The organism is Clostridioides sp. ZZV15-6388 (assembly GCF_020657755.1).
GTDB lineage: Bacteria > Bacillota > Clostridia > Peptostreptococcales > Peptostreptococcaceae > Clostridioides.
The window spans coordinates 45378-70739 of record NZ_JAGWCU010000010.1 but is presented as its reverse complement, the minus strand read 5'-3'; the positions used below and the strand labels follow the sequence as shown (position 1 = coordinate 70739).

The 25362-nt window shown below is 26.9% G+C and carries 24 protein-coding genes and 1 other annotated feature; of the genes, 8 read left to right on the top strand and 16 right to left on the bottom strand.

Features of this window, described 5'->3' with window-relative positions; genetic code table 11:
* The first annotated feature begins 6 nt into the window (after window positions 1–6).
* Window positions 7–1269, top strand: a complete 1263-nt coding sequence (locus tag KGF48_RS08680) for an MFS transporter (protein ID WP_227828811.1) — start codon at window positions 7–9, stop codon at window positions 1267–1269.
* 300 nt (window positions 1270–1569) lie between these two features.
* Window positions 1570–2139, top strand: coding sequence for a hydrolase (locus KGF48_RS08675; RefSeq protein WP_227433591.1), 570 nt, complete (start codon window positions 1570–1572; stop codon window positions 2137–2139).
* Between the two features lie 458 nt (window positions 2140–2597).
* On the opposite strand, the gene KGF48_RS08670 is transcribed toward KGF48_RS08675, so the two are convergent.
* Window positions 2598–3935: an ATP-binding protein gene (locus KGF48_RS08670; RefSeq protein ID WP_227841175.1), complete on the bottom strand. Its 1338-nt coding sequence runs from the start codon at window positions 3933–3935 to the stop codon at window positions 2598–2600.
* A gap of 370 nt (window positions 3936–4305) precedes the next feature.
* Here KGF48_RS08670 and KGF48_RS08665 point away from each other — a divergent pair, with 370 nt between their 5' ends.
* The 3 genes from KGF48_RS08665 to KGF48_RS08655 are packed head-to-tail and all read left to right on the top strand — an operon-like array spanning window position 4306 to window position 6258.
* Window positions 4306–4626, top strand: a complete 321-nt coding sequence (locus KGF48_RS08665; protein ID WP_227841176.1) for a PadR family transcriptional regulator — start codon at window positions 4306–4308, stop codon at window positions 4624–4626.
* Window positions 4627–4637: 11 nt separating this feature from the next.
* Window positions 4638–5315 carry a TMEM198/TM7SF3 family protein gene (locus KGF48_RS08660; protein WP_227841177.1) on the top strand — a complete coding sequence of 226 codons (678 nt, stop codon included), beginning with the start codon at window positions 4638–4640 and terminating at the stop codon, window positions 5313–5315.
* Window positions 5308–6258, top strand: coding sequence for a DUF4097 family beta strand repeat-containing protein (locus KGF48_RS08655; RefSeq protein WP_227841178.1), 951 nt, complete (start codon window positions 5308–5310; stop codon window positions 6256–6258). Before KGF48_RS08660 ends, KGF48_RS08655 begins: the two co-directional genes overlap by 8 nt.
* Window positions 6259–6507: 249 nt before the next feature.
* Here the strand turns inward: KGF48_RS08655 and thrS are convergent, their stop codons facing one another.
* From thrS to queG, 12 genes are all read right to left on the bottom strand, one after another.
* Window positions 6508–8427 carry a threonine--tRNA ligase gene (gene thrS, locus KGF48_RS08650; protein WP_227830306.1) on the bottom strand — a complete coding sequence of 640 codons (1920 nt, stop codon included), beginning with the start codon at window positions 8425–8427 and terminating at the stop codon, window positions 6508–6510.
* Window positions 8428–8490: 63 nt separating this feature from the next.
* Window positions 8491–8728: a binding site (T-box leader), on the bottom strand.
* 207 nt (window positions 8729–8935) lie between these two features.
* Entirely contained in the window at window positions 8936–9538 is a 603-nt protein-coding gene (locus KGF48_RS08645) for a DUF445 family protein (protein ID WP_227867931.1), read from the bottom strand.
* Between the two features lie 249 nt (window positions 9539–9787).
* The gene (locus tag KGF48_RS08640) at window positions 9788–10606 is read right to left on the bottom strand and encodes a putative sporulation protein YtxC (protein ID WP_227842745.1); all 819 of its coding nucleotides are present in this window, start codon (window positions 10604–10606) and stop codon (window positions 9788–9790) included.
* A gap of 2 nt (window positions 10607–10608) precedes the next feature.
* Window positions 10609–11370: a DUF6873 family GME fold protein gene (locus KGF48_RS08635; protein ID WP_227830309.1), complete on the bottom strand. Its 762-nt coding sequence runs from the start codon at window positions 11368–11370 to the stop codon at window positions 10609–10611.
* Window positions 11371–11531: 161 nt separating this feature from the next.
* On the bottom strand, window positions 11532–12119 hold the full coding sequence (locus KGF48_RS08630) for a hypothetical protein (RefSeq protein WP_227867930.1): 588 nt from the start codon (window positions 12117–12119) through the stop codon (window positions 11532–11534).
* A 67-nt stretch (window positions 12120–12186) separates the two neighbouring features.
* Window positions 12187–13296, bottom strand: a complete 1110-nt coding sequence (locus KGF48_RS08625) for a BMP family ABC transporter substrate-binding protein (protein ID WP_227840918.1) — start codon at window positions 13294–13296, stop codon at window positions 12187–12189.
* A gap of 40 nt (window positions 13297–13336) precedes the next feature.
* The gene (locus KGF48_RS08620) at window positions 13337–14341 is read right to left on the bottom strand and encodes a BMP family ABC transporter substrate-binding protein (protein WP_227840917.1); all 1005 of its coding nucleotides are present in this window, start codon (window positions 14339–14341) and stop codon (window positions 13337–13339) included.
* A 271-nt stretch (window positions 14342–14612) separates the two neighbouring features.
* Window positions 14613–15461 carry a DegV family protein gene (locus KGF48_RS08615; protein WP_227867929.1) on the bottom strand — a complete coding sequence of 283 codons (849 nt, stop codon included), beginning with the start codon at window positions 15459–15461 and terminating at the stop codon, window positions 14613–14615.
* A 35-nt stretch (window positions 15462–15496) separates the two neighbouring features.
* Entirely contained in the window at window positions 15497–15967 is a 471-nt protein-coding gene (trmL, locus tag KGF48_RS08610; protein WP_227840915.1) for a tRNA (uridine(34)/cytosine(34)/5-carboxymethylaminomethyluridine(34)-2'-O)-methyltransferase TrmL, read from the bottom strand.
* A gap of 193 nt (window positions 15968–16160) precedes the next feature.
* Window positions 16161–16853: an endonuclease III gene (gene nth, locus KGF48_RS08605; protein WP_227840914.1), complete on the bottom strand. Its 693-nt coding sequence runs from the start codon at window positions 16851–16853 to the stop codon at window positions 16161–16163.
* 188 nt (window positions 16854–17041) lie between these two features.
* Complete coding sequence (locus KGF48_RS08600; RefSeq protein ID WP_227867928.1) at window positions 17042–19279, bottom strand: ATP-binding protein; 2238 nt, start codon at window positions 19277–19279, stop codon at window positions 17042–17044.
* A 105-nt stretch (window positions 19280–19384) separates the two neighbouring features.
* Entirely contained in the window at window positions 19385–20299 is a 915-nt protein-coding gene (queG, locus tag KGF48_RS08595) for a tRNA epoxyqueuosine(34) reductase QueG (RefSeq protein ID WP_227840912.1), read from the bottom strand.
* A 349-nt stretch (window positions 20300–20648) separates the two neighbouring features.
* Between queG and KGF48_RS08590 the strand changes: the two genes are divergently transcribed.
* The 3 genes from KGF48_RS08590 to KGF48_RS08580 all read left to right on the top strand — a co-directional run bounded on the left by KGF48_RS08590 (window position 20649) and on the right by KGF48_RS08580 (window position 22746).
* The gene (locus KGF48_RS08590; RefSeq protein ID WP_227433607.1) at window positions 20649–21053 is read left to right on the top strand and encodes a RusA family crossover junction endodeoxyribonuclease; all 405 of its coding nucleotides are present in this window, start codon (window positions 20649–20651) and stop codon (window positions 21051–21053) included.
* Window positions 21054–22036: 983 nt separating this feature from the next.
* Complete coding sequence (locus KGF48_RS08585; RefSeq protein WP_227830318.1) at window positions 22037–22267, top strand: hypothetical protein; 231 nt, start codon at window positions 22037–22039, stop codon at window positions 22265–22267.
* Between the two features lie 242 nt (window positions 22268–22509).
* The gene (locus tag KGF48_RS08580; RefSeq protein ID WP_227854898.1) at window positions 22510–22746 is read left to right on the top strand and encodes a hypothetical protein; all 237 of its coding nucleotides are present in this window, start codon (window positions 22510–22512) and stop codon (window positions 22744–22746) included.
* Window positions 22747–22938: 192 nt separating this feature from the next.
* Here KGF48_RS08580 and KGF48_RS08575 read toward each other — a convergent pair whose 3' ends face one another.
* From KGF48_RS08575 to KGF48_RS08565, 3 genes are all read right to left on the bottom strand, one after another.
* Window positions 22939–24240, bottom strand: a complete 1302-nt coding sequence (locus KGF48_RS08575; protein ID WP_227854899.1) for a lanthionine synthetase LanC family protein — start codon at window positions 24238–24240, stop codon at window positions 22939–22941.
* On the bottom strand, window positions 24221–24943 hold the full coding sequence (locus tag KGF48_RS08570; protein WP_227867943.1) for a flavodoxin family protein: 723 nt from the start codon (window positions 24941–24943) through the stop codon (window positions 24221–24223). Before KGF48_RS08570 ends, KGF48_RS08575 begins: the two co-directional genes overlap by 20 nt.
* 154 nt (window positions 24944–25097) lie before the next feature.
* Window positions 25098–25307 (bottom strand): hypothetical protein, encoded by a 210-nt coding sequence (locus KGF48_RS08565; protein ID WP_227830321.1) that lies wholly within the window; start codon window positions 25305–25307, stop codon window positions 25098–25100.
* Window positions 25308–25362 lie beyond the last annotated feature (55 nt).

Sequence of the window (25362 nt, the reverse complement as noted above, 5' to 3'; positions counted from 1 at the left end):
GTATATATGACAAAATCACTAAATACTTTCAACAGAAACTTCAACTTAATGGTATTAGGTCAAATAATTTCGCTGTTTGGTGCCTCAATACTTAAATTTGCTTTATCTCTATACATACTTGATATAACAGGAAAAGCAGGAATATTTGCCACAATACTTGCAGTATCTTCAATTCCAATTATAATATGTTCCCCTATTGGTGGAGCTATTGCAGATAAATTTAATAAAAGAAATTTAATGGTTATTTTTGATTTTTCAAGTAGTTTAACTGTTCTAGTCTTAGCATTATTTTTATTTAACAATAAAGGTTCAATACTGCTTGTAGGAATTATCATGACCCTACTTTCAGTAATAAGTACGATGTATCAACCCACTGTTCAGTCGAGTACACCTATCCTAGTTGATAGTAAAAATTTAATGAATGCAAATGGTATAGTAGCTGGAGTTGCATCTCTTACAAATATCGCTGGACCTGTGCTAGGTGGTGTTTTATATGGCATTCTTGGAATTAATGCTATTGTAATTATCAGTTGTATAAGCTTCTTTTTATCAGCGATTATGGAAATATTTATTCAGATGCCTTTTGTTAAACAAGAACAGTCTGGTAATATCATAAAATCTATCTTTAATGATATAAAAGATGGTGTTATCCACATATGTAAAGAAAATCCTACTCTATTGAAAATATTATTTATAGCAATGGCATTAAACCTATTTTTAACTTCAATGCTAATTGTAGGTATCCCCTATATAATAAAAATAACAATGGGTGCTAATGACACCTTATATGGTACCGCACAGGGAGCAATATCATTTAGTTCGCTAGTAGCTGCTATAAGTGTTGGCATGTTCTCTAAACATCTAAAAATTAGTAATTTATATATATATCTTTGTGTATGTGCACTGATGTTTATTCCAATGGCATTTTCAGTATATCCATCTATATTAGAAACAGGGTTGGCAGTACCATTTTTATTTCTTGTAATATCTTCTATGTTAATATTTTTCATGACAACAATTATCTCAATATTTGCCATAACAATCACTCAATTAGAAACTCCAAATGAACTGTTAGGAAAAGTAATGGCAATACTTTTTGCAGGAACAGCAGCCGCAATGCCTCTTGGTCAGGTCATATATGGTAAACTTTTTGATTTATTATCAGATAGGGTTTACATTATTATCATAGGCGTTGGTGTAGTTACATTCTTTATAGCAATTATTTCAAAAGTAATGTTAAAAGACAAAAGTGCAAAGTACAACAAATAGAGATTTTATTATATATCTAATTGTATTTTTCATAAATAATATCAGTATAACATTTATATTCATAGATGCATTACTATGTTTAATTTTAGTATTAACTTTACAAAACATACAAAACTATATAACTGTAGCATAATATACGAATGTGTCATATACACTGATAAAATTTTAATTTTCACTAATTTCTGAATTTAAGCGCAAAATTATGTATTAGTGTGTTGACGTATTGGAAATTGATTGATATAATCAATTAAAAACAAGCTTTATAAAAATTCAAAATATTCAGCTAGAGGAGTGATAGTAATGAGTTACATGCCAAATTTAGAACAAGCATGGGAAATCTTAAAAAAATACAATAAGGAAGAATTTCATATAAGACATGCTCAAATTGTATCTGGTGTTATGAGATATTATGCAAAAGAATACGACCCTGAAAGAGTAGAATTTTGGGAAATCGTTGGACTTTTACATGACTTAGACTTTGAGATGTATCCTGAAGAACATTGTGTTAAGCAAAGAGAATTAATGACTGAACTTGATTTAGATAAGTCAATAATCGATTCTACTGTAAGTCATGGATATGGATTAACTGGCTCAGATGTTAAACCAGAGCAATTTATGGAAAAAGTTTTATTTGCTGTAGATGAACTTACTGGATTAATTGGTGCTGCTGCAATAATGCGTCCTTCAAAAAGTGTATCTGATTTAGAATTAAAGTCTGTTAAAAAGAAATTTAAAGATAAGTCTTTTGCTGCTGGCTGTTCTAGAGACGTTATAAGAAGTGGTGCAGAAATGCTTGATTGGGAACTTGACAAACTTATACAAACAACTATAGAGGCTATGAGAAGCCTAATTCCAGAAATGGAAATATAGGCTATCATACATATAAAGTAAGTATAATAAAATCAAATTAAATACTAAAACAACTTTATTTATATAAAGTATCTGATTATTTATTTATCAATTTAATAGTTTCATTAATAAGCAGTTACCTTGATACAAATATTTTGTTAATTTAATAATTTTATCAATATAACATAACTTTAATTGCAATAGAAGTTACATCTCTAAAGAGTTTTTCTCCTTTCGATGCAACTTCTTTTTTATGTTATGTTATCTACTGATTCTACCCCTGTTATCTACTTCTAACCACATCATCTATAAATCTAAGATTTTATATTTTAAAACTCATTATATGTACGACACACTATATGCAAACTCATTATATGTATAACTCACTATATAACACACTAATTTAAATAGATTCTTATAAGTAATAATTAAGTCCATTATATTTATAAAATTATATTATTTACTCATGACAAATCAAATTATATATTAATTGCTTTTTTTACATTTCTAAGTGGTATAGCAATCTTAACTACAAATTTTTTATCATCATACTCAATCACAACATTGCCACCATATTTATTTACAGCGTTTTTTATACTTTTTATTCCTAATCCATGAAGTGTACCTTTTTTATCTGTTACAATTTTCCCATTCTTTGTGATAATTTCATTTACTTTAGTGTTTTCTACTCTTATAAGATAAAAATTTTGTAAAACATCACCTTTAACACAAATTACTTTACTTCCCTCATCAATTTTTTTGCATGCTTCAATTGCATTATCTAAGACATTTGAAAATATATGGCATACATCTATTAATTCAATAGCTTCACAGTGACCAAAATTTATTCCTATTTTAAGTTCTATATTATTTTTATCACAAACTTCTTTCTTCTCACTCAATATAGCATCCAAGATAAAATTACCAGTATTAAATGAAATGTCATTACTTTGAATCTCCATCTGTAAGTCATCTAAATATGAGGTAACATCAATACCTTTTTTAACCATAGTTTTTATGCATAAGATATGATTTTTCATATCATGACTTAATAATCTAGTTTTTAAATGTTTCTTTTCTATATCCTCATAATATTCATTTTTAGTGTGTAAAACGTTTTTAATCATATTATTTTCTGCTATCAATGCATTATACTGTTGTAGTTTTTTAGCAATTAAAATCAAGATAATACTTGATAGAAGTAACATGATAGAGATAATAAGTAATTGATAATTATGTATTAAACCACCACTAGTTTTAGGATTAAATATGTATTTAAAAATAGTAAAAAAAGATGCTATATTGGCAATTATAGGTATAATTACATATGTTAATGTCTTTTTATTTATTTCTATATTCAATTTTGTTTTTAATGTCTTATATAAAAATAAAATTAAAAGCAAAATTGTCTTTCCAGATACAATCGACTCAATTCTGTATATATTTTCTGTTAACATTTTGCTCATATCATCTATAGAATTAATCCAAATTGTTAAAGACATACTCAAAGCATCTATACTCATTAACAACATCCAATACATTAAAGATATTAGTATGGCTTTTATAAGCCTTACTCTATATGAAATTTTGTAAAATACAACCATAATCATCATAGATATAATTACTCTTATATTTGGAAGTACATCAAAGAAATAAAATAGATTAGCAAAAATAATAATACCTATCATGTAAATATTTATTCTTTCATTAGAAATTTTTTGTATACTTGTGTAATCTAGTATTTTTTTACAAACAAACCATTCTATGATAAAAGACATAGCAATGAAAATATTCCAAAACAAATTTGACTTTATCATAATATTTTCTCCTAGTGTATTAATAATTTAATTTTTAAAATTTTCCATATAACTTAATTATATACGACTCTACACCTGTAGTAAATACCTTGATAGAATTATCCTAAATAAATTAAATTTTATTTTATTTTTTAATCATATCATTACATATGCTAATGTATTTAAGCATTATTCCTTCTTCCAATTTAATAACAACATCATTTCTCTATAAATAACTATAAAATTACGTTTTTTATATAATTTAGTATGTAATTCTTCCCTAAAACAGCATAAAGCCGTAAGAATTATAATAAAATAAATTTTATCACACGAAATACATTGACAGACGAAGTATATAAAAGTATTATATACTTAAACGGAGGTGATGTTTATGACAATCGCATCTGATATGATAAGAGGTCATACAGAAACAATTATCTTAAAGCATTTACTTGAAAAAGATAGCTATGGTTATGAGATTAATAAATCTATATTAGAAAAAACACAAGGCTTGTACGAGTTAAAAGAAGCAACTTTATACACAGCCTTTCGTAGACTTGAACAATCTGGTGCAATAACATCTTATTGGGGAGATGAAGTTACTGGTGCTAGAAGAAAATATTATTCTATAACAAACGAAGGTAGAGAAAAATATAAAAAAAGCCGTAAAGAATGGGATAATACAAAATTGTTAATAGACACATTAATTTAGGAGGTGAAAATATGTTAGATAAAATACATGATTATATTGAACAAAGCTTTACAGAAGTTAAAGAAACAAGAAAGGTCAAAGAACTTAAAGATGAACTATTCGAAAATCTAAAAGAAAAATACAACGACCAAATACAAAATGGTAAATCAAAGCAAGAAGCATATAATTCAGTAATATCTGGGATTGGAGATTTATCTGAATTAATTGAAAGTGTTAAAGATCCATATTTTATGCCTTCTGAATTAATTGAAGAAAGAAAGAAAAGAGCTTTGAGAGTATCAATAGCAATTGCTCTTTTTATAATAAGTCCATTTTTAACTGCAGTTTTAATTGTAAGCTTTGGTATCCAACCAACTCTGGCTAGTCTTGCAATGTTTATACTAATAGCAGTTGGAACAGGTCTACTAGTCTACAATGGAATGACAAAACAAAACTATAGTCCATCTGATGATACTATGGTAGAAGAATTCAAAGAATGGAGAGTAAAAACTAAAAGTACAAATCTTGCTTATAAATCATTTATGAGTGCATATTGGATGATAATAGTTGGTATTTTTTTAATTGTTAACATATGTTTTGATGCTTGGAGCTTTTCATGGATAATATTCATAATAGGTGCTGCTGGAATTCATATAGCTGAAGGGGTACTACAATTAAAAGACGCGGAGGATGATAATAAATATGAATAAAAAATTTTTAAAAATAAAAATTATTGTTTGGAGTATTGTAGCTATAGTATTTTCTATAATATTTATTGTTTTCCTTACAAATACTATAACTTCGTCTGAATATGATGTCAAAGATTTGATTAAAGATTCAGTTAAAAATGAAAGTTTTTTATCCTCTAATAAAAATTATGATAAGTATCTAACCGTTAAAAGCGAGAGTTTTTCAAACAAAATAAATAATATTAATGTTGACTGGATTTCAGGTGAAGTTAGAGTTTTAAAGAGTAATTCTAATAAAATCAAATTAATTCAAAAAGCTCCTTCTAATTTTTCAAAGAAAAAGATTGCAAAAATAAGGGTTGATGGCAATACTCTTTCTATCATTGATAATTCTGCAAAAAAATTCTTCATTGGAATTGGACTTCCAAAATCAACAGTACTTGAACTATATTTACCTGAAAAATTATATAACAATATAAATGTATCTACTACTTCAGCAGATATATATAGTACTTATCTTAAAAGTAACATGACAGATATTGAATCAGTTTCAGGTAATATAGAAATGTCTGGTAAGATTGACAAAATTACTTTGGAGACAACTAGTAGCAATATCAACATAAAAAAACTTGATAGTAAAAGTGTTATTTGTAATTCAGTCTCTGGTAAAATTCAGCTTTCTGGTAAAACTGACGATTTGAAGATAAATACAACTAGTGGGGATATAAAAATTAATTCAAGTGAAATGTTATCTTCTTTCAAATGTGATACTATTTCTGGTGATATTGATTTGTATATTCCTGAAAATTCAGGATTTACTTTAGATTTTAGTAAGGTATCTGGTAATTTAAATAGTAGCTTTAAATTACTTCAGGATGGCGATTCATATATTTATAAAAATGGGACTGCAAAGATGTATGTAGATACTACAGGTGCCAATTTAAATATTAGAAAAAACAACTAACAAAAAATAGCTATATTAAAGCGTTATATAAATTACATAAAGATAAATATATATTAAAAAGTTATATAAATCACATGAAGATAAATCTTTATATCTTAGAAACAAAAATTAGAGGCACATTATCATAAAAAATATGACTAAATGTGCCTCTAATTATACTTATTTATTCATAAGATACTTATCTATCCAAAAAATACTTAGCTATACACAAGTTAATATTTTATATATCAATTAACTTTATTTTATATATTAGTTTTGGATAATACTTTCTCTTGATTCAATTTCTTTTGAGATACTAGCTATAAACTCATCTAATTTAATGCTACCTATTTCACCTTTATCTCTTGATCTTACAGAAACATTATTTTCAGCTACTTCTTTTTCACCTACTACTAACATATAAGGAACTTTTTCAAGTTGAGCTTCTCTTATTTTAAATCCAATTTTTTCAGCTCTATCATCTAATTCAACTCTTATGCCTTTATCAAATAATACTTTTTTAACTTCATTAGCATAATCCATAAACTTATCAGATATAGGAAGTATCTTAACTTGAGTTGGAGATAACCAAACTGGGAATTTACCAGCATAATGCTCAATTAATATACCTATGAATCTCTCTATACTACCAAAAGCAACTCTATGAATCATAACTGGTCTATGTTTTTCACCATCTTGTCCAATGTAAGTATTATCAAATTGTCTTGGAAGTTGCATATCTAATTGGATAGTACCACATTGCCAAGTTCTTCCTAAGCAGTCTCTTAAATGGAAGTCTATCTTAGGACCATAGAATGCTCCATCACCTTCATTTATAGTATATGGTAGACCTAACTCTTCTAAAGCTTCTCTTAATCCATTTTCAGCTGCTTCCCACTCTTCTTCGCTTCCCATAGAATTTTCTGGTCTTGTAGATAATTCTAGATTGTATTCAAATCCAAAAGTCTTGTAAATACCATCTATTAGATTAGCTACACCTTTTATCTCATCTTTAATTTGTTCTGGTAACATGAATATATGTGAATCATCTTGAGTAAATGCTCTAACTCTCATTAACCCTTGTAGTGCCCCAGATAACTCATGTCTATGAACTCTACCAAGCTCTGCAACTCTCATTGGGAAATCTCTATATGAGTGTAATTGAGAATTGTAGTAAATTAATCCACCAGGACAGTTCATAGGTTTTATAGCATAATCCTCATCATCTATTTTAACTGTATACATATTCTCTTTGTAATGATACCAGTGACCTGAAGTCTCCCATAATTTTCTGTTTAATATAATTGGAGATTCTATTTCAATATATCCAGCTTTTCTGTGTATTTCTCTCCAGAATTTTAATAATTCATTTTTAAGTTCCATTCCTTTTGGTAAGAACATAGGGAATCCAGGACCTTCATCAGGTATCATAAATAAACCTAATTCTTTACCTAATTTTCTATGGTCTCTCTTTTTAGCTTCTTCTAATAAATGTAGGTACTCTTCTAAATCTTTATTTTTTTCAAAAGAAGTTCCATAAATTCTTTGAAGCATTTTATTTTTTTCGTCACCACGCCAGTATGCACCTGCTACACTTTGTAATTTAACAGCTTTAACCTTTTTAGTAGATGGTAAATGTGGTCCTCTACATAAATCAGTAAAATCACCTTGTTTGTAGAAAGATATTATTTCACTTTCAGGTAAATCAGATATAAGTTCTACCTTGTAATCTTCTCCTTGTTCTTTCATAAGCTCTAAAGCTTCATTTCTAGGAAGTTCAAATCTTTCTATCTTTAAATCTTCTTTAGCTATTTTTTTCATTTCAGCTTCTATTTTTTCCAAGTCTTCTGGAACTAATCTATGTTCTAAATCTATATCATAGTAGAATCCATTCTCTATGCTTGGCCCTATAGCAAGTTTTGCTTCTGGGTAAAGTCTCTTTATAGCTTGAGCTAACATATGTGCTGATGTATGTCTAAAAACGTCTTTTCCTTCTTTATCCTCAAATTTAAATAAGTTTAAATCACAATCACTATCTATCATGTGGTCCAGACCTACAACCTCTCCGTTCACAGACGCTGCTACCACATTTCTAGCTAATCCTTCACTAATGGATTTAGCCACATCCATAACAGAAAGAGCATTTTCAAATTCTTTTATTGAACCATCTTTTAAAGCAACTTTAATCATTGTTTTTTCCTCCTTATTGAGATAATTTTTAAATTTTTTGTAATAAAAAATCGCCCCAAAAATATTTGGGACGATATTAATTCGCGGTTCCACCCAAGTTGGCGTATACAAATATATACAACCCTCTTGATGACTATAAGGTCGTCACCCGAGCACTTTCACAAATTGTATAAAACAAATACTGCTAATAAGCTCAGCTCCAAGGTAGTTTTCAAATAGACCTATTACATGGGTTTTCAGCCATAGACCCAGACTCTCTGTGAATGGTTTCCACTTTACTCTTCCTCTTCAACACTATAATTTTTGATATATTTTCATTATAACAGATAGTTATACATCAATCAACATTAATGTAATATATTAATTACCCATTATTTTTCATTTCAATCAATTGTAAACTAATATTCTTATATTTTGTATTAATTTAATCTTTTGATTTATAGTGACATTATAATATTTTCACTAATTTTAAATTTTTAAAACGTATCTACATGCATGATAGATATAACTAGATAAATATAGTCACTACTCCTTGAACTATACCTATTAAGAAACCTAATACAAGACCTAAGATTTCTATGTGTTTTAATTCATTTTTAGCTATTCTAATGATTATTTCTTCTAGTTCATATAAATCTAGTTCATTAATCTTATCTTCGACCATTTTTTGTATATCTATACGCTCATTTGCTTTATTTATTATATTTTTGCTCAATTCATCTATACTTTGTTTCACTTCAGATTCAATTATATCTCCTAAATAGTCCTGAATCATGTTCTTTATACTACTTGGTATAAATGAAACTTTCTCATGTATGATAATTTTTACCCTTGCTTTTATGTATCTTACAACTTCTTCCTTATCTTCGTCAGTAATGATATTTGCAAGTATTTCGTCCATTGAAAGAAATTCGTTTTGAATTATTTCACCTACATTTGCTGCTATTTCTGCTCTTCTCTTTGGTATAAGACCTACTATCTCTATATTTAAAACAGGTATCTTAATAGGTATTATTGGTCTAAATATCAGTCTTATAGCAACTACATTTGTGACATAACCTATAAATCCACCAATAACAGCTAATATTAGTATCCTAATTAAATTATCCATTATAAAACTTCTCCTTATCAATTGTATATTTGTTAGCTATATTTTATCTTTAATAACTCTAGTTATATCATAGCTTTATATACAATTATAAGTCTTTCGTGTCGATTTCAAAAGAATTTTTTTAATTTCTAATTTTTATTTTTACTATTTTAGTTGTATTTTACTCTCTTTTAACTTCGATTCACCTTTAATTTGAATATATTTTTATTTTTAGCTTTCTTTTCAACTCTTAAATTATATCTTTCAATTCTAATTTTCCATAATTATACTAACTTTATTTTCAAAAATTGCTTCTACTGTATCTATGATTTCCTTTGAGCAATTGTTATTTAATAAATCTAATATTTCTATCTTCTTAGGACATAGAGTCAATAAGGTACTTATTAAAAAGTCCTCATAATTTAAATTTTCTCTTATGACCATATTTATAATTTCTTCATCATCTATACTATCTATTTTATTTCCATTTTTATCGTATAAAATAAATGTATTATCTTCCATTATATGAACTTTAAGCAAATCTATCTTTTCTTCTTGAGTATCTATAAAATATTTTAAAACTCTTATAAACTCATCTTGGTCTCTTTTTATTAAATACTCTTCAACTGCAATATCACCTATAGCAGAAATATATTTCATAAATTCTCTCATTCTAAATCGAATAAAACCTTCCACATTTATAAAATCATTTTCCTCTATATAGTTCCTAACCCTTGTAAATACTGTTTCTCTCATAAAAATCTCTTTTTTAGCAAATATGTTCAGTGAATATATGTATATATTATTTTTATCTTCAGGATATGTACGCCCATAGTATTTTAGAATGTATTCTTTTAAAAGTTTCTCTTTCATTATACTTATTATCATACTAGTTATTTCTGTAGATATTTCATCAATATTTAGAGCTCTTTGTTCAGTTTTAGTACCATTAAGTATTTTCTTATTTAACACTTCTTGCTTTGCAGAATCAATTACGACTTCTACAATGTCATTTGTATATATTAATCTATCGTTTACGTTATTATTCCTCAAAAATTTCATAGAAGAAATATTATCCTTCTCAACCAAAGTTATCGCTCCTTTCTTGTCATGAGAGGAACTATAGAACCTATATCGAGTAAATTTTCACTACTAAGTGTAACTATCTCCTTGTTTTTACTTTCTATAAAACTTTTTATACGTTCATAGTCAGGATGTTTTTTAACATCTCCACAAAAAGCTAGCTTATCCTTAGAAATTAACCCTGTACATCCACCTATAAATCCATAATTCATCTCAAATAAATTTATATGACCTTTTTCTATTAATAAACACTCTATTTCTGTATTCTTCATGCTTTTCCAAATACCTTTATCTGATGTTATTATAGATGTTCTATCTACTATACAGATTGAGCATTTAGAATAGCCCTGCTCTATATTTATCTTTTTAAGTTTATTATTTTCAATATAATCTAATATTACTCTATCAGTGTACTTAAAATTGTGTATGGCATAATCACCAACTATAGCAATATTGTAAGGTATATCATAAGGATATTTATTTGATAAATTAGCTTCTCCCTTAATTATATTAAATTTATGTTTACTTAATAACTCTTTGTATTGATTATATACATTCGGCGCAACAATTATATCTCCTTTTCCTAAATTACAAATACATATATCTGGGTGATATTTTATACTTTCATATAATTCTTTACATTCTATTGTTTTTATTATCTCTATATTTCTTAATTTTAATTCATTTTCCATTAGATAACTAATTCTTTTGTCCACCAAAGCTAGACATAAATCGTCATCTAGTATAAATGGCTCTCTTGTAAATTCCATTTTTTACTCCTTTTTATTTTTTTTGATAAATTTCTTATTTGAATATAAATAAAGTGTGCAGTAGATTTTTTCTACTTACACACTTATTATTGGACTTTTATGTAATTAATCTAAATTAATTAATTTATTTTTTTATAAATTCTTATAAAAACTCTACTTTATCATCTAATTGATTTTAATTTAGCTATATCATTCCAATTGCTTGCTGTTACTATTTCAATTTTATTTAAGTCTCTTTTTATCTCTTGTGTGTCTCCCTTAACAGCTACAACATGTTTTTCTGTATATTCTAATTCTATCTTTGTGTCTTTTAAATCTTTTTTAATTTCTACTAGATTATTTTCTATCTTATATAATCTAGAGTCTATTCCATTAAATCTAGCATCCATTTTATCTAGTCTTATGTCCACTTCATCAAATCTAGCATCTACTTTATCTAATCTTATGTCCACTTCGTCAAATCTAGCATCCATTTTATCCAGTCTTATGTCCACTTCATCAAATCTGGCATCCATTTTATCCAGTCTTATGTCCACTTCATCAAATCTAGCATCTACTTTATCTAATCTTATGTCCACTTCATCAAATCTAGCATCCATTTTATCTAGTCTTATGTCCACTTCATCAAATCTAGCATCCATTTTATCCAATCTTATGCCCACTTCGTCAAATCTAGCATCCATCTTATCTAATCTGTCGTTAATACTGTTTTGCATTTTATCCAGAAATTGCAAAATTTTACCTTCCATATGTATCAACTCCTCTACAGATAATTATAACATTTCACATAAATATTATACATATCTTCAGCAATAATTAGTATGTATCTTTCACCTTATTGTACTCTTTTTTTACATATTCCAAAACATCTGGTGGTATGTTTCTACTGCTATTTGGAGTAAGTCCAATTTCTCCATCTTTTATCTTAAACTCCATGACTTTACTTCCCTTAAAACCATCTTTTACAACATTCTGTATCAATTCATAAACAGGCTGTTCTATATCCTTTACAATTGAACTTATTACATTATCTGGAGCCATCTCATATTGGTCTTTATTAATAGCTATAACTTTACCACCATTTTCTCTAGCTACCTGAATAGCTCTTTTCCCATCATCTTCTGTGGCTGAAAATACAACATCTCTATCAGAATCTCTCATTTCTTTTGCAATAGTTCTAGCTGACTCAGGATTTTCAAATACATTTGCATACTTTACCAATAAATCAGCATTTTTATTTGAAGTTTTAAGCCCTTTTCTAAATCCAGATTCATATTTATCTCTACTAGAGCCTTCAACTCCTCCTATAAATCCTACTTTACCAGTGTCAGTCATTTTTCCTGCAATAAGACCTGCCAGATATCCAGTAGAATTATCTTGAAATGATACAGAAATTACATTAGCTGGTTGAACCTTATAATTATAATCAACTATCGCAAATTGCTGTTTTGGATATTTTGTAGCAGCTTGTTTAATTGGTTCTGCAAATCTAGCTCCAACTGCTATTATCAAGTCTGGTTCATATTTATATAATTTTTCTATGCTATTTGCAAAGTCATTAGAAGTCTTTGGTCTTTCAATCTTCTCTCTAATATCAAAATCCTCATCAGCTGTTTTTAAAGCTGACAGTACATGATTATTATACGATTCATTCCCTAAGCTTTGAGTATCTAACAATACTCCAACAGTTTTTCGTACATAAGAATCATCTTCCAATTCATCTTCATTATTGCTACTTGTACTATTTGACTTATCTTTATCGGACGAAGTTGACACATTTTTAGATTCACTTTGTTTAGACTTATTATTATTTATATTAAAATTATTATTTACTCTATTAAATCCAAAATCAAAATTACAGATAACTAGTATAAAAACTGTAAAGACCACGACAAAACAAAACATCAATATCCTTTTTATTTTCACAAAACTCACTCCCTGATATAGAACATGAAGTCTCTATAGATTATTTATTGTTCTTATTTACATATTCTAACACATCAGGAGGAATATTTTGAGAACTATTTTGAGCAAGTCCAGTACTTCCAGACTTCATTGTATTTTCTATAACTTTACCACCCTTATATTCTCCTTTTACAAAGCTTTGTATTAAGTCATAAGTAGGTTTTTCAAAGTCTTTTACAATAGAACTTATAACATTTTCTGGGGCTAACTCATGCTGATCTTTATTAATTGCTATCACTTTTTTATTCTTTGCTCTAACTGCATTTATTACACTCTTTGAATCATCCTCAGTATTAGAAAAAATAATATCTACTCCGCTATCCATCATTTTTTTAGCGACAGATTCAGCAGATTTACTATCCTTAAAAATATCTACATACTCAACTGAAACATCTTTTATATTGCTATTAGAAAATTTAACACCTTCTTTAAATCCAGATTCAAATTTGTTTCTACTGGATCCCTCTACACCACCTATAAAACCAACCTTATCAGTTTCTGTCATCTTTCCAGCAACCAATCCAGCCAAATATCCAGTCTTATTATCCTCAAAAGAAATTGAAGTTATATTAGATGGTTGTTTGTCATACTCATAATCTACAATGGCAAACTGTTGCTTTGGGTATTTCTTGGCTATCTTTTCTAGAGGCTTTGCAAATCTAGAACCAACAGCTATAATCAAGTCAGTATTATCATTACATAAAATATCTATGCTATTAGAAAAAGTTGATGAATCATCTGATTCCACTTTATTTGTATCTATGTTAAGATTTTTTTGTGCAGTATTTAAAGCTAACAAAGCTGAATTATTCATAACTTCATTGTTTGACCCTTCAATATCTAATATCATAGATACAGATTTTTTTGAATTTTCTTTATCATTTAGCTTATTTTTATTATCTTGATTAGAACCAGAACTATCACTTGAATTACTGCTACATCCAACTAATATTCCAGTACTCATTGCCACAGTTAACATTAATACCAACAATTTTTTTAAACGCATCAAAATTCACTCCTTATATTTTTGTGATATTTTTACATCCTATTTACTAATTTGCTATACCTCATTTGCAAGTATTTCTTTAATTTTTTCAATAAACTTACCATAAAAAAGTGTGTAATAGATTTTTATCTATTTACACACTTCCCTAAAAGCTCAACTTAATATATCAACACTTAATTATATCTAAAACAAATAATATCTAGTGTATCAATGTTTAACATATCTTATCATAATTTAATAAAAAAATAAATAATCCCAATATAAAAAATTGTTATTTATTTTTTATACATATAATTCCAGTTACACCAGGACCAGCATGTGCACCTATACACACACCAATTTGGAAAAATTTAATTTCCTTAGGTCTCAGTTCATCCTCCATAACTCTAGATAATTGTTCTTTTTCCTTAATGTCATCGCTATATCCTATATATACAACTTGGTCTGATAAATCATCCCCACAATTCGATTTTATCAAGTCTATCATCTTAGAAATTACATTCTTCTTACCTCTTACTTGAGATAATTGTGAGACTAACCCACCTTTTATTTCAAGAATAGGTTTTATATTTAATATACTTCCTATTGCCGCCTTAGTAGATGATATTCTTCCTCCCTTTTGTAAATACTCCAATGTATCCACGGAAAATATGACAAAAGCTTTTTCTTTTAATTCATCTAAAACAGGTAATATTTCATTAATAGATTTTCCTTCACTTGCAAGCTCTCCTGCTTTTATTACAAGCAGACCAGTTCCCATACAAAGTAAGTTAGAATCATATGTATATATTTCACCTTCTACATCATTCTTCGCCATTACAGCACTTTGATATGTTCCTGTAGCTGTAGCCGAACCAGCTATATAAAGTATTGCTCTACCTTCACTCGTGTATTTCTCAAAAACTTTCTTAAATTGGGCATAAGTAGCTTGAGAAGTTTTTGGATATACATTTTCTTCTCTAAGCTTTTTATAAAATTCATCTCCAGATATATCAATCCTATCCTTGTATTCTTTTTCTTCTAATATAACTGTTAATGAAACAATATCTATATCATATTTATCTAACAAATCTTTTGGCACATCCGATAAACTGTCACAGATTATCTTTAGATTTTTCATTAAGTATGCTCCTTTCTAATTTAGGATTATTTAAACTACCTCATATTAGGGTATCCTATTTGTCTTAAAGCCTCATATACTACTATAGCGACTGAATTTGATAAATTTAACGACCTAGCTTTTTCAACATCTAACATAGGTACTCTAATACAAGTATCCATATTTGCTTTCAACAAAGGCTCTGGTAATCCCTCTGTTTCTTTACCAAATACTATAAAACAATTTTCTTCATATTTTACATCTGAATGTGATTGTTTAGCCTTTGTTGTAGAAAAAAAGTATTTACTGTTTGGATATTTTTCTTGTAATTCTTCAAAGCTATCATAATATTGTATATCAGCTATATCCCAATAGTCAAGACCACATCTTTTCAAGTGCTTATCATCCAATGAAAAACCTAATGGTTTTACTAAGTGCAAAGTTGAACCTGTTGCCGCACAAGTTCTTATTATATTTCCTGTATTTTGAGGTATTTCTGGTTCTACTAATACTATATTTAATGACATTTTTATCCTCCTAAATATCGTTCTTGTTTACTAAACTTTATTTTATAAATAGAATAACAATAATATTATACTATTATATATAATAATTTTAATAATAATTTTTATTTTATTATACATAATAGTTTTCTATCTAACATTTTCATAAGTATTATTATATCAGAAAATCACTCTTGTACAACTTACTTTGGAAAAGTTATTTCATTTCTTTAAGTTCTTGATAATAATTACAATCATCTTTTATTGGACAGTTTTCACACTCTGGATTTCTAGCTTTACACATTCTTCTTCCATGAAAAATCAATACATGATGTGAGTGTGACCATCTTTCTTTTGGTATAGCTTCCATAAGTGCAAATTCTGTCTTTTCAGGGTTTGGCTCGTCCACTATTCCAATTCTATTGCTAACTCTAAATACATGAGTATCTACTGCTATTGCTGGATGATTAAAAGCATTACTAAGAACAACGCCTGCTGTCTTTCTTCCAACTCCAGGAAGTTTTACAAGCTTTTCTAAAGTATCTGGTACCTCACCATTATATAATTCACACAACTGTTCAGATGTATCTTTTATTTTTTGAGCCTTACTTTTATAAAGACCACAACTTTTTATCTCTTTACTAATTTCTTCAATACTTAAATCTGCAAAATCTCTTGCTGTATTGTACTTCTTAAATAACTCTGATGTAACTTTATTTACTCTTACATCAGTACATTGAGCTGATAATATAGTTGCTATTAAAAGTTCAAAGGCTGTCCCATAATTTAGTTCACATGTAGCATCTGGATACAATTTTTCTAATTCATCTAAAATTTTATTTACATCTTTTTGAGTTTCAATTTTATTTACATCTTTCTTACTTATATCTTTCTTATTTACATTTTTCATAATTATCCCCCTTAAAATACCAATTTATAAAACACTATTTATATATAGTTTAATCATATCAACAAAAAATAAACATCAACATACAAAACAAAACTTACTCTACAGATATTTCACAAAAAAAGCAAAAACTTATTAAAGTTCCTGCTTTTTATTATACATATAAATACCCATTAAATTCTATTATAAACTTATTCTTTTGACTCAATTTGTATCTTACTAAAAGATAGTAATTTTTCTTTGACCAATTTTTTTATTTCTTCAAATTTAACATCTGTCAATATCTCTATAGCTTCTTCCACTCTTTCAACTGTATATATTTTAAATTTTCCACCTTTTATAGCATCATTAACTTTATCTGATAAAACAAGATTTCTCTGATTTTTCTTAGGAATTATTACACCCTGTTCATTGTTTAAGCCTTTAGTTTTACATATAGAATAAAATCCTTCTACTTTTTCACTTATTCCACCAACTACTTGTATATCTCCCTTTTGATTTATAGAGCCTGTAACCGCAATATTTTGCTTAATTGGTACACCACTAAGAGATGATAACAATACATATAACTCCGCAGAAGATGCACTATCTCCATCTATACCTCCATAATTTTGCTCAAAACAAATATATGCATTTAGTGACATCAATAAATCTTGTGCAAAGTTTTCAGAAAGATAGCCCCCTAATATAAGCACTCCTTTATTATGTATTGAGCCACTCATATTTACTTCTCTTTCTATATTTACTATACCATTACTTCCTGGACTAGTAGTGGCTGTAATTCTTGAAGCCTTACCAAAAGAATATTCTCCTGTACTTAAAACTGATAGCCCATTTATTACTCCAACTTTTTTTCCTTCTGTTTCTATTAGAGTAAAACCATTTTCAATTGATTCATCCATGTGTGTTTCTACTCTATTAATACGCTTTTTCTTTTCACTTATTGCTTTTTTAATATCATCTCGCTCTGTATAATTGGAACTTCTAAATTCTGCATATGCACTTCCTTCTATTACAACTTCCATTATTTTATTAAACTTAGTTGATAGCTTCTCTAAATCACCAGACAATTTAGTACTAAACTTAACAACTTCGTCAACTGCATCTTTCGTAAAATGTTTTAAGCCATTTTTATTACATTGATATGCTATAAATCTAGCTATTCCATCTTCATTATTTTCATTCTTATCCATTTCGCTATCAAAATCTACAAATATTTTAAAATATTTTCCAAAATCTTCTTCATATCTATATAAAATATCATATATATAATGACTTCCAATCAGTATCACTTTGACATCTAATGGCATATTTTCTGGTTTAATTGCTGTCTGTGTTTCTAAAATTACTTTTTTTGTTTGCAATGTCTTTTTAAGAATTTCCCAAGACATAGTATATTTTAATAACTGGTCTGCATAAAGCACCAAATATCCGCCATTAGCTCTATGAAATGCTCCTGATAATAGTTTTGTAAAATCAGTCTTTATATTTCCATTTGCATAATCATATTCTGCTTTTCCAAATAGGTTTGATGGGCTTGGATTTATCTCCACTATGACAGGTGCTGATTCCTTATTTTTTGAACCTCCATTATCTACAAATAAATTAATTTTATATTTTATAAAGTGTTCTTTATCATACTTATCTTTCAATTCTTCTTCATCTAAATAAAATAAATACATGTATTCTATGATATCTTTTTTTATATTTTCCAGATAAAGTTGAATTTTTTCATAACATTCATATTTTTCACACAACGACTTAATATGAGGTTCTACTACAAGCTTAGCTATCTCTTCTTCAAGCTCTAACACAGCCTTTTCAGCTTTTTCTTCCAAGTTTCTAATTTTATATACAACTTGTATTGCCATGTTTTCGAGTTCTCTTTTAGCCTTATAAAACTCTTCATCTGATATATCACTTTCTTCTTCATCTTCCTTCAAAGGTATGAAAACTATTCCCATTTTACTTTGTTTTAGTTTAAATCCTTTTTCTTCTCCATATTTTTTAATCTGCTTTAGTAACATATCTTTTTCTATTTCATATTCATCCAAAAGTTTATTTTTCTCTATTTCAAAATCTTCACTTTCAAATGCATTTTTAAAATCTTCTAAAAGACTTTCAACTAACTTTTCCATGTCTTTCTTAAGTTCTCTTCCAAACCCTTTTTCTAATTCAACTATCATAGGCTCTCTAGGGTTTTCAAAATTATATATATAGCACCAATCTTTATGTGTACTTTTTTTAGATGCATATTCATTTAAAACCTTTAAGGCATAAGTACTTTTACCTGTTCCAGATTCCCCAGCTAGGTATATGTTGTAGGCTGGATTATTTATCTTTAAACCTAACTCCATAGCTTCTACTGCTCTTTCTTGACCCAATATACTATCTAGTGGACTTATTTCAGATGTATTATTATATTTCAATACTCCCCCACCTCCCCATATTTAACTTTAATGATATAATATGACTTTTACACCATAAGTGTTAAAGTAAATACACATTAAAGTATATGAAATAGACTCTTATTATTAGTCATCATACTTATCTAAAATTATTTCCATATTTCTCTTTATTATATTTTTACCCCTCCAGCTAAAAGCTCTATCTCCATATCTCCTCTTAAATTCTTTATTTGATATATTTTGTATCTCATCATAATCCAAATAATCTATTATATCTTCCTTAAATTCCAAGATGTGAGTTGTTGGTATTTCAATATTATGCGGACATACTTCCTGACAAATATCGCATCCAAATATCTTTTTACTTTTCTTTAAAACATACTTTTCTTCCTCTGACAAATCTCCCTTTTTTTGAGTTATATATGATAAACATTTTTTAGGATTCATATCATAATTTCCCAATATAGCATTTCCCGGACAATATTTTACACATTTTCCACATTTAAAACAGCTTTTTTCTAGTGGTTTATCTTCTTCAAACTTATAATTATTTACTATATATCCAATAAATATATAAGAACCATATTCATCAGTTATAATATTATTATTTATTCCAAAATATCCAATACCTGATAAATAAGCTAAATATCTGTCAACTAATGGTCCATTATCAGCAAATATCTTATATTTAAAACCTTCTACATTTTTGGAAATATAATCACAAATTTGTTGTAAAAAATCTTTTACTACAATATGATAGTCTTTTCCATGACAATATTTTGATAAATTTGAATTTTTATTCTTTTCTTGTCTATTTATATGGTATGGAAAAGCGCACACTATTATGGAGTTAGCATCTTCCATTATATTTCTAGGATTAATTCTATTTTCAATTATAGGTTCTTCCATACCTGTTAAATAGTCTTTTTTCTGTCTATCTTCAAGTATATCTCTTAGATTTTCATACTTATCTACTCCAGCTATTCCTACACACTTTAATCCTATAAGATTACAAAATTCTTTTACTCTGTTATTATCCATAAAATTATTCCTTCTCAACTTAAATTCTAAAATTACAATTATGCTACTTCTGTTTCTTTGTTTAGACATAACAACATTTGTATAGTCTAAAAATATATAGTCTAAATAGTCTAATTTTTTAAATTTACATATTTATATAATTTATTTCCTATATAATTTGACTTTTATGTACTGTTGTCTTAGTATAATTTAATATTTATCTATTTTAAATTTTCAGCTATTTTGCTCTTATAACACTACTTATTTTTCACTATCTATATTTTGTTATTCATAAAAGCACAACAAATAAGAATTTGCTTTTAAATCATCCACAGATTATAATAAATACTGTATAAGGATGGTGAATAAATTGATTAAAATAACAATACCAGGTAGACCCATTAGTAAATCTAATTTTAAACTTCATAATATAAATGGTCAAGCATGGATGCCTTCAAAGGGAAAATATTCTAAGTATTTAGCATATGAGAACATGATTGCAGGTTTTATAAATCAACAGTATCAAGGAGAAACTGTTGAAGAAAATTTAATAACAGTGTTAAAATTATTCTTCCCTAATAAGAGAATGGGCGATTTACATAACTATCCAAAGAGCATTTGTGATGGTATTGAAAAAAGTGGAATAATAAAAAATGATAAGCAGCTTAAGCCAGTACTTTTATTTGATTTTATAGATAAGGATAACCCTAGAGTTGAAATTGAACTTTATCCAATATCTAAATATGATATATCTTATAATATTTTTGAAAAATAAAAATCTGTATGTGATGATAAAATTATACTTATACAAAAACAATATTTATATAATAATTAGTACTTGTATAAATACTGGACTTGCATAAATTAAATATCTGCATGACATTTGTACTAAAAAAATAATTTATATATAATGATAATACTTACAAAAAAAGAAATCGGTGTAAATTTATTACACCGATTTCGAGACTGTAAATTAATTTGTGCTTTTAAAGATAATTTTCACTTTATAGCAACAATTGTTTATTTACTATTAATGTTTCCCAATATATGAATTTTATTTTAATAAATTGTAAAATATATATATTTGGATATTCTTAAATATTTTTGGAAACCATATCTATTATGGCAAATTTTTAGAATATGATTAAATCATTGCCACAAAGAAGCTTTTTATTAATCTTGAAGTACAAATTATTTTACATTACCCATTTTTAAAAAAATAAATTATTTTAGGAGTTATAAGTAGATTTGTGTAAAAACAAATTTCCCTATAGCTCCTCTTTTAATTATAACCCCACTTTCGTATCAACTTTACATTCTTTTATTAATATATTTATTATAGTATTCTTCAAAATTTTCAATCACAATATTTTTGCTTCCTTTGTGCTTACCTTTCTGTTTTGCTATTATTATACATTCCACTTTGCGTTCCAGTAGATTAGTTCTTTCAAACTCATTTATAGCCCCAATCATAGTCATCAGTAATTTACAATTTAATAGCAGAAAAATATTCTGTTTCATACAATTAAGTTAGAAGATAGACTCTTAAATATAAAGAAAAAGGTATAGATGGATTAGAAAATAGAAGAGGTAAAGCAAAAAAGAAGATGCATTAACTCAATTAGATGAGATAAAGCTGGAATTGAAAATTGTAAAAGCAGAAAACACAAATTATAACTGAAAAATGAATTCTTAAAGAAGTTAAAAAAATAAAAAGATGGTGGTAATTACACTTCCCAGAATGAAGATAAACATAAAGTGATTCAATATTTATTCAATGAAAAAAAAGCTTCGCTTATCCAATTATGTGAAATTGCTAAAGTAAATCGTTCTGAATACTATAAATGGCTCAATCTAGATAAAAGTAATTTAGAACTTGAAAACATTAAATTAACAACATTGATAACTAAGATATATGAAGAGAAAAATGTTGTCTTTGGTTCATTAAAGATGACTCTACAGTTAAATATAGAGTATAAACTTATGTGAGTCACAAAAGAGTATACAAACTAATAAGAGCACAGGCTTAAGATCTATTTATAGAAAAAATAAATTTAGTTATGTTAAATGTATACCAGAAATTATTGCTGAAAATGTATTAAGTAGAAAATTTAGTGCAGATAAAACCTGTCAAAAATGGTTAACAGATGTAACTGAATTTAAATTAACTAATGGGACTAAGGCTTATTTAAATGCGATTTTGGATTTAGATGATAGAAGTATATTTTCATATGTTATTCGAAACTTTTGATAAAACAATAGAAGTATATCCATGTGAAAAACCTATCTTTTATAGTAATAGAGGTTACCAGTATACTAGTAAGGTATTTAAATCAAAGCTTTTAACACAAGTCATGGTACAAAGTATGTCAAGAGTTAGTCGTTGCATTGATAAGTCTCCTATGGCATGTTTTGGGGAGATTTTAAAGATGGAAAGGTATTATTTGCAAAAGTTTGATACATATTAACAATTAGTTAAAGCTACAGATGACTATATATATTACTATAATAGTTTTAGATATCAAATGTTCAGAATAAATATTTAAATTTGATTTTTAAATATGCCATAGAATTTAGGGCTACTGGTTTAGTTGATAAAGCAGTAAAATATCATATAATAAAATTGTTCATGCTGTAATTGAAGTAGCCCTCATATCACTTTAGACTAGAAATAATAATTTTTCATAATCTGATTCATTACTTATTATTGAAATTAATGATAAAATTATACCTGTTGTTCCTTCTAAAAAGCTTGTATTTTTAATTATTTCTGCGTCTCTAAATGTTTTAAAACCAAATCTTAATGATGGATCAAATAATAGGTATATTTCGTCCAAAGTTTTTTCAAGATTGTACAGATAAACTTTGTCATTAGTTTCTTTATATATTGATGTCATTATAGATAAAACACTACTATGTCCATGACAAAGAATTGGTGTGTACAAATCATATTGCTCAAAATTTTGAGTTAATAAGTTTTTTAACATATCATTGCTTTGAAATACTAAAGTATCATTTTTTAAGTTTATAAATACATTTTTCAATCCTTTAGCTATGCTCATTCCTCCATAACACCAACTCTCTATCTGCGAGCGATTAACATCGAAACTTTTTTTCATATACTCATCAGGGGATATTTGTGTTGGCCATCTATAATAATCTTTTTCTTTATTTACAAACACCTTATATAAATTTAAAATTTTATCTATAGCCTTATCAATATCTTTTATATTGTTAATCTTTTTCTTTAATTTAGTTATTGAAATTAAAGGTGCTATCATACCATGAGCCATTCCAAAATTTAAATAACCTTCTGGAAATCTATCTTTATCAATTTCATTAATGATATACTTAGATTCCATATGGAATCTTGGAATTATATATTCTTTATATTCATAATCAAAACAAAGTGATATAAGATATTCGCCAATTTTCATTATTTTACAAATATCTTCATCAGCCCACTCAAATTCTAAAAGATAGTACAATACACCAGATACTCCATATATTAAATCATAATCAGTATCTTTAGAACCTTTAAATGTTATATTTTTTGTTAAAATTTCAACTTTCTTATAACACTCACTCAATAATAAATTATTTAATGAGTATAAAAAGTTTCCTAAAAGACCTGTTTTTTTATTAAATAAATATACTGAAAAAGCTGAATAACCTAAACCAATAAACATAGAAGGCTTTTTATTACTTTCAAAATCATGTTCTAGTTTATGTTTTATACCTCTTGCTAAACTATATCCTATTTCTATATATTCTTCTTTTTTCTCATTATTTACCAAAAGAATAAATTCGGATATTGTAATTAAATAATCTTCATATCTAAATGGTGGTATGTAATCATTTCTATATTCTTGTTTTATTGATATTAAATACCATTCAATAATAACTTTAATTTTATCAAAATAACTTTTTTTCAATTCAATATTACTTTTCATAGAGATCATAATTTATGCTCCTTTTTTTGGCAGCAAATTCTTGGAAAGAATCAGTATTTTTTATCCAATTTTGAGACCAAAATTTTAACTCATTTTGATGAGACACATTTTCAAAATTCACAGCATCCTTTGGTAATGTTTCAGATTTATACATTCTAAATAAATACTCTAAATAATAGTTTGAATATCCATAGTTTCCTTGTATCTTTCTAAGCATATCTTTAGCTATTAAAGTTGGCTTTTCATACATTGAATCATTAATATAAATAAAACTATAGTTAGATAAATTTTTAATTCCTAAATGAATAGATAAATGATCAAGATATTCAATAACTTTTTCTGACCCGCTGTGATCAGCAACAGTTAAAGTAAATCCTAATTTACCTGAAAAACTTAATAGATGAAATTGATAAGATATCCTATCTATAAATGTCTTCATTATCCCAGATACATCATTGGCATATACTGGCGATGCCAAAAGTATAATATCTGCTTTTTCCATATATTCACGAATTAAGACCATATCATCTAATTTATCTAATTCGCAAAAACCATCATTAAAACATTTTTGACATCCTATACAATACTTAAGATTTAATTCTCCTAGAAAAATACCTTTGTAACTATAAGCTTGATCTAGTTTTATCAACTCATTAAGTATATTCTCTGTAATTGCTTTTGTTTGTGATCTATTATTATTAGAACCTATGATAGCTACAATATTTTTTTTAATAATACCCCCCCCTTAATTATATATCTACTTATTAAGCATAAGGTAACCAGTATAATTTTTTAATTAAAACTTATGATTTATCAATTCATTTCTTATATTAATAACAAATGCTTTATAAAATTTATTTAATTAACTACTTCTTTTTACCACATATACTAATTTTCGTCATATTGCAATTGCATGAATCACTTCCTCCACAATAAATATTTGTACAAACTTGTATTGATATTTGTACTGTAGTAATAACACATCCCCAAGTAGATGGAGGTACTGCTTTTGAATCAACTAAAGCATCATTTTTATTCTCTCTTAAATCAATATTAAAATCATCAAATTTTCCCATAACTAACCATCCTTTCAATTTTTTATGTAACCATTTTATTATAAAGCATTTGCTA

What these genes read in the sequence shown, in the direction of transcription:
- thrS (WP_227830306.1), bottom strand. Translation starts at nt 8,427, where the DNA reads ATGATTAAAGTTGCTTTAAAAGATGGTTCAATAAAAGAATTTGAAAAT.
- KGF48_RS08645 (WP_227867931.1), bottom strand. Translation starts at nt 9,538, where the DNA reads ATGGATAATTTAATTAGGATACTAATATTAGCTGTTATTGGTGGATTT.
- KGF48_RS08635 (WP_227830309.1), bottom strand. Translation starts at nt 11,370, where the DNA reads ATGGAATTTACAAGAGAGCCATTTATACTAGATGACGATTTATGTCTA.
- KGF48_RS08655 (WP_227841178.1), top strand. Translation starts at nt 5,308, where the DNA reads ATGAATAAAAAATTTTTAAAAATAAAAATTATTGTTTGGAGTATTGTA.
- KGF48_RS08660 (WP_227841177.1), top strand. Translation starts at nt 4,638, where the DNA reads ATGTTAGATAAAATACATGATTATATTGAACAAAGCTTTACAGAAGTT.
- nth (WP_227840914.1), bottom strand. Translation starts at nt 16,853, where the DNA reads ATGAAAAATGTAAATAAGAAAGATATAAGTAAGAAAGATGTAAATAAA.
- KGF48_RS08565 (WP_227830321.1), bottom strand. Translation starts at nt 25,307, where the DNA reads ATGGGAAAATTTGATGATTTTAATATTGATTTAAGAGAGAATAAAAAT.
- KGF48_RS08575 (WP_227854899.1), bottom strand. Translation starts at nt 24,240, where the DNA reads ATGATCTCTATGAAAAGTAATATTGAATTGAAAAAAAGTTATTTTGAT.
- KGF48_RS08620 (WP_227840917.1), bottom strand. Translation starts at nt 14,341, where the DNA reads ATGCGTTTAAAAAAATTGTTGGTATTAATGTTAACTGTGGCAATGAGT.
- KGF48_RS08680 (WP_227828811.1), top strand. Translation starts at nt 7, where the DNA reads ATGACAAAATCACTAAATACTTTCAACAGAAACTTCAACTTAATGGTA.
- KGF48_RS08665 (WP_227841176.1), top strand. Translation starts at nt 4,306, where the DNA reads ATGACAATCGCATCTGATATGATAAGAGGTCATACAGAAACAATTATC.
- KGF48_RS08630 (WP_227867930.1), bottom strand. Translation starts at nt 12,119, where the DNA reads ATGGAAGGTAAAATTTTGCAATTTCTGGATAAAATGCAAAACAGTATT.
- queG (WP_227840912.1), bottom strand. Translation starts at nt 20,299, where the DNA reads ATGGATAATAACAGAGTAAAAGAATTTTGTAATCTTATAGGATTAAAG.
- KGF48_RS08615 (WP_227867929.1), bottom strand. Translation starts at nt 15,461, where the DNA reads ATGAAAAATCTAAAGATAATCTGTGACAGTTTATCGGATGTGCCAAAA.
- KGF48_RS08580 (WP_227854898.1), top strand. Translation starts at nt 22,510, where the DNA reads ATGTTATTCGAAACTTTTGATAAAACAATAGAAGTATATCCATGTGAA.
- KGF48_RS08675 (WP_227433591.1), top strand. Translation starts at nt 1,570, where the DNA reads ATGAGTTACATGCCAAATTTAGAACAAGCATGGGAAATCTTAAAAAAA.
- trmL (WP_227840915.1), bottom strand. Translation starts at nt 15,967, where the DNA reads ATGTCATTAAATATAGTATTAGTAGAACCAGAAATACCTCAAAATACA.
- KGF48_RS08670 (WP_227841175.1), bottom strand. Translation starts at nt 3,935, where the DNA reads ATGATAAAGTCAAATTTGTTTTGGAATATTTTCATTGCTATGTCTTTT.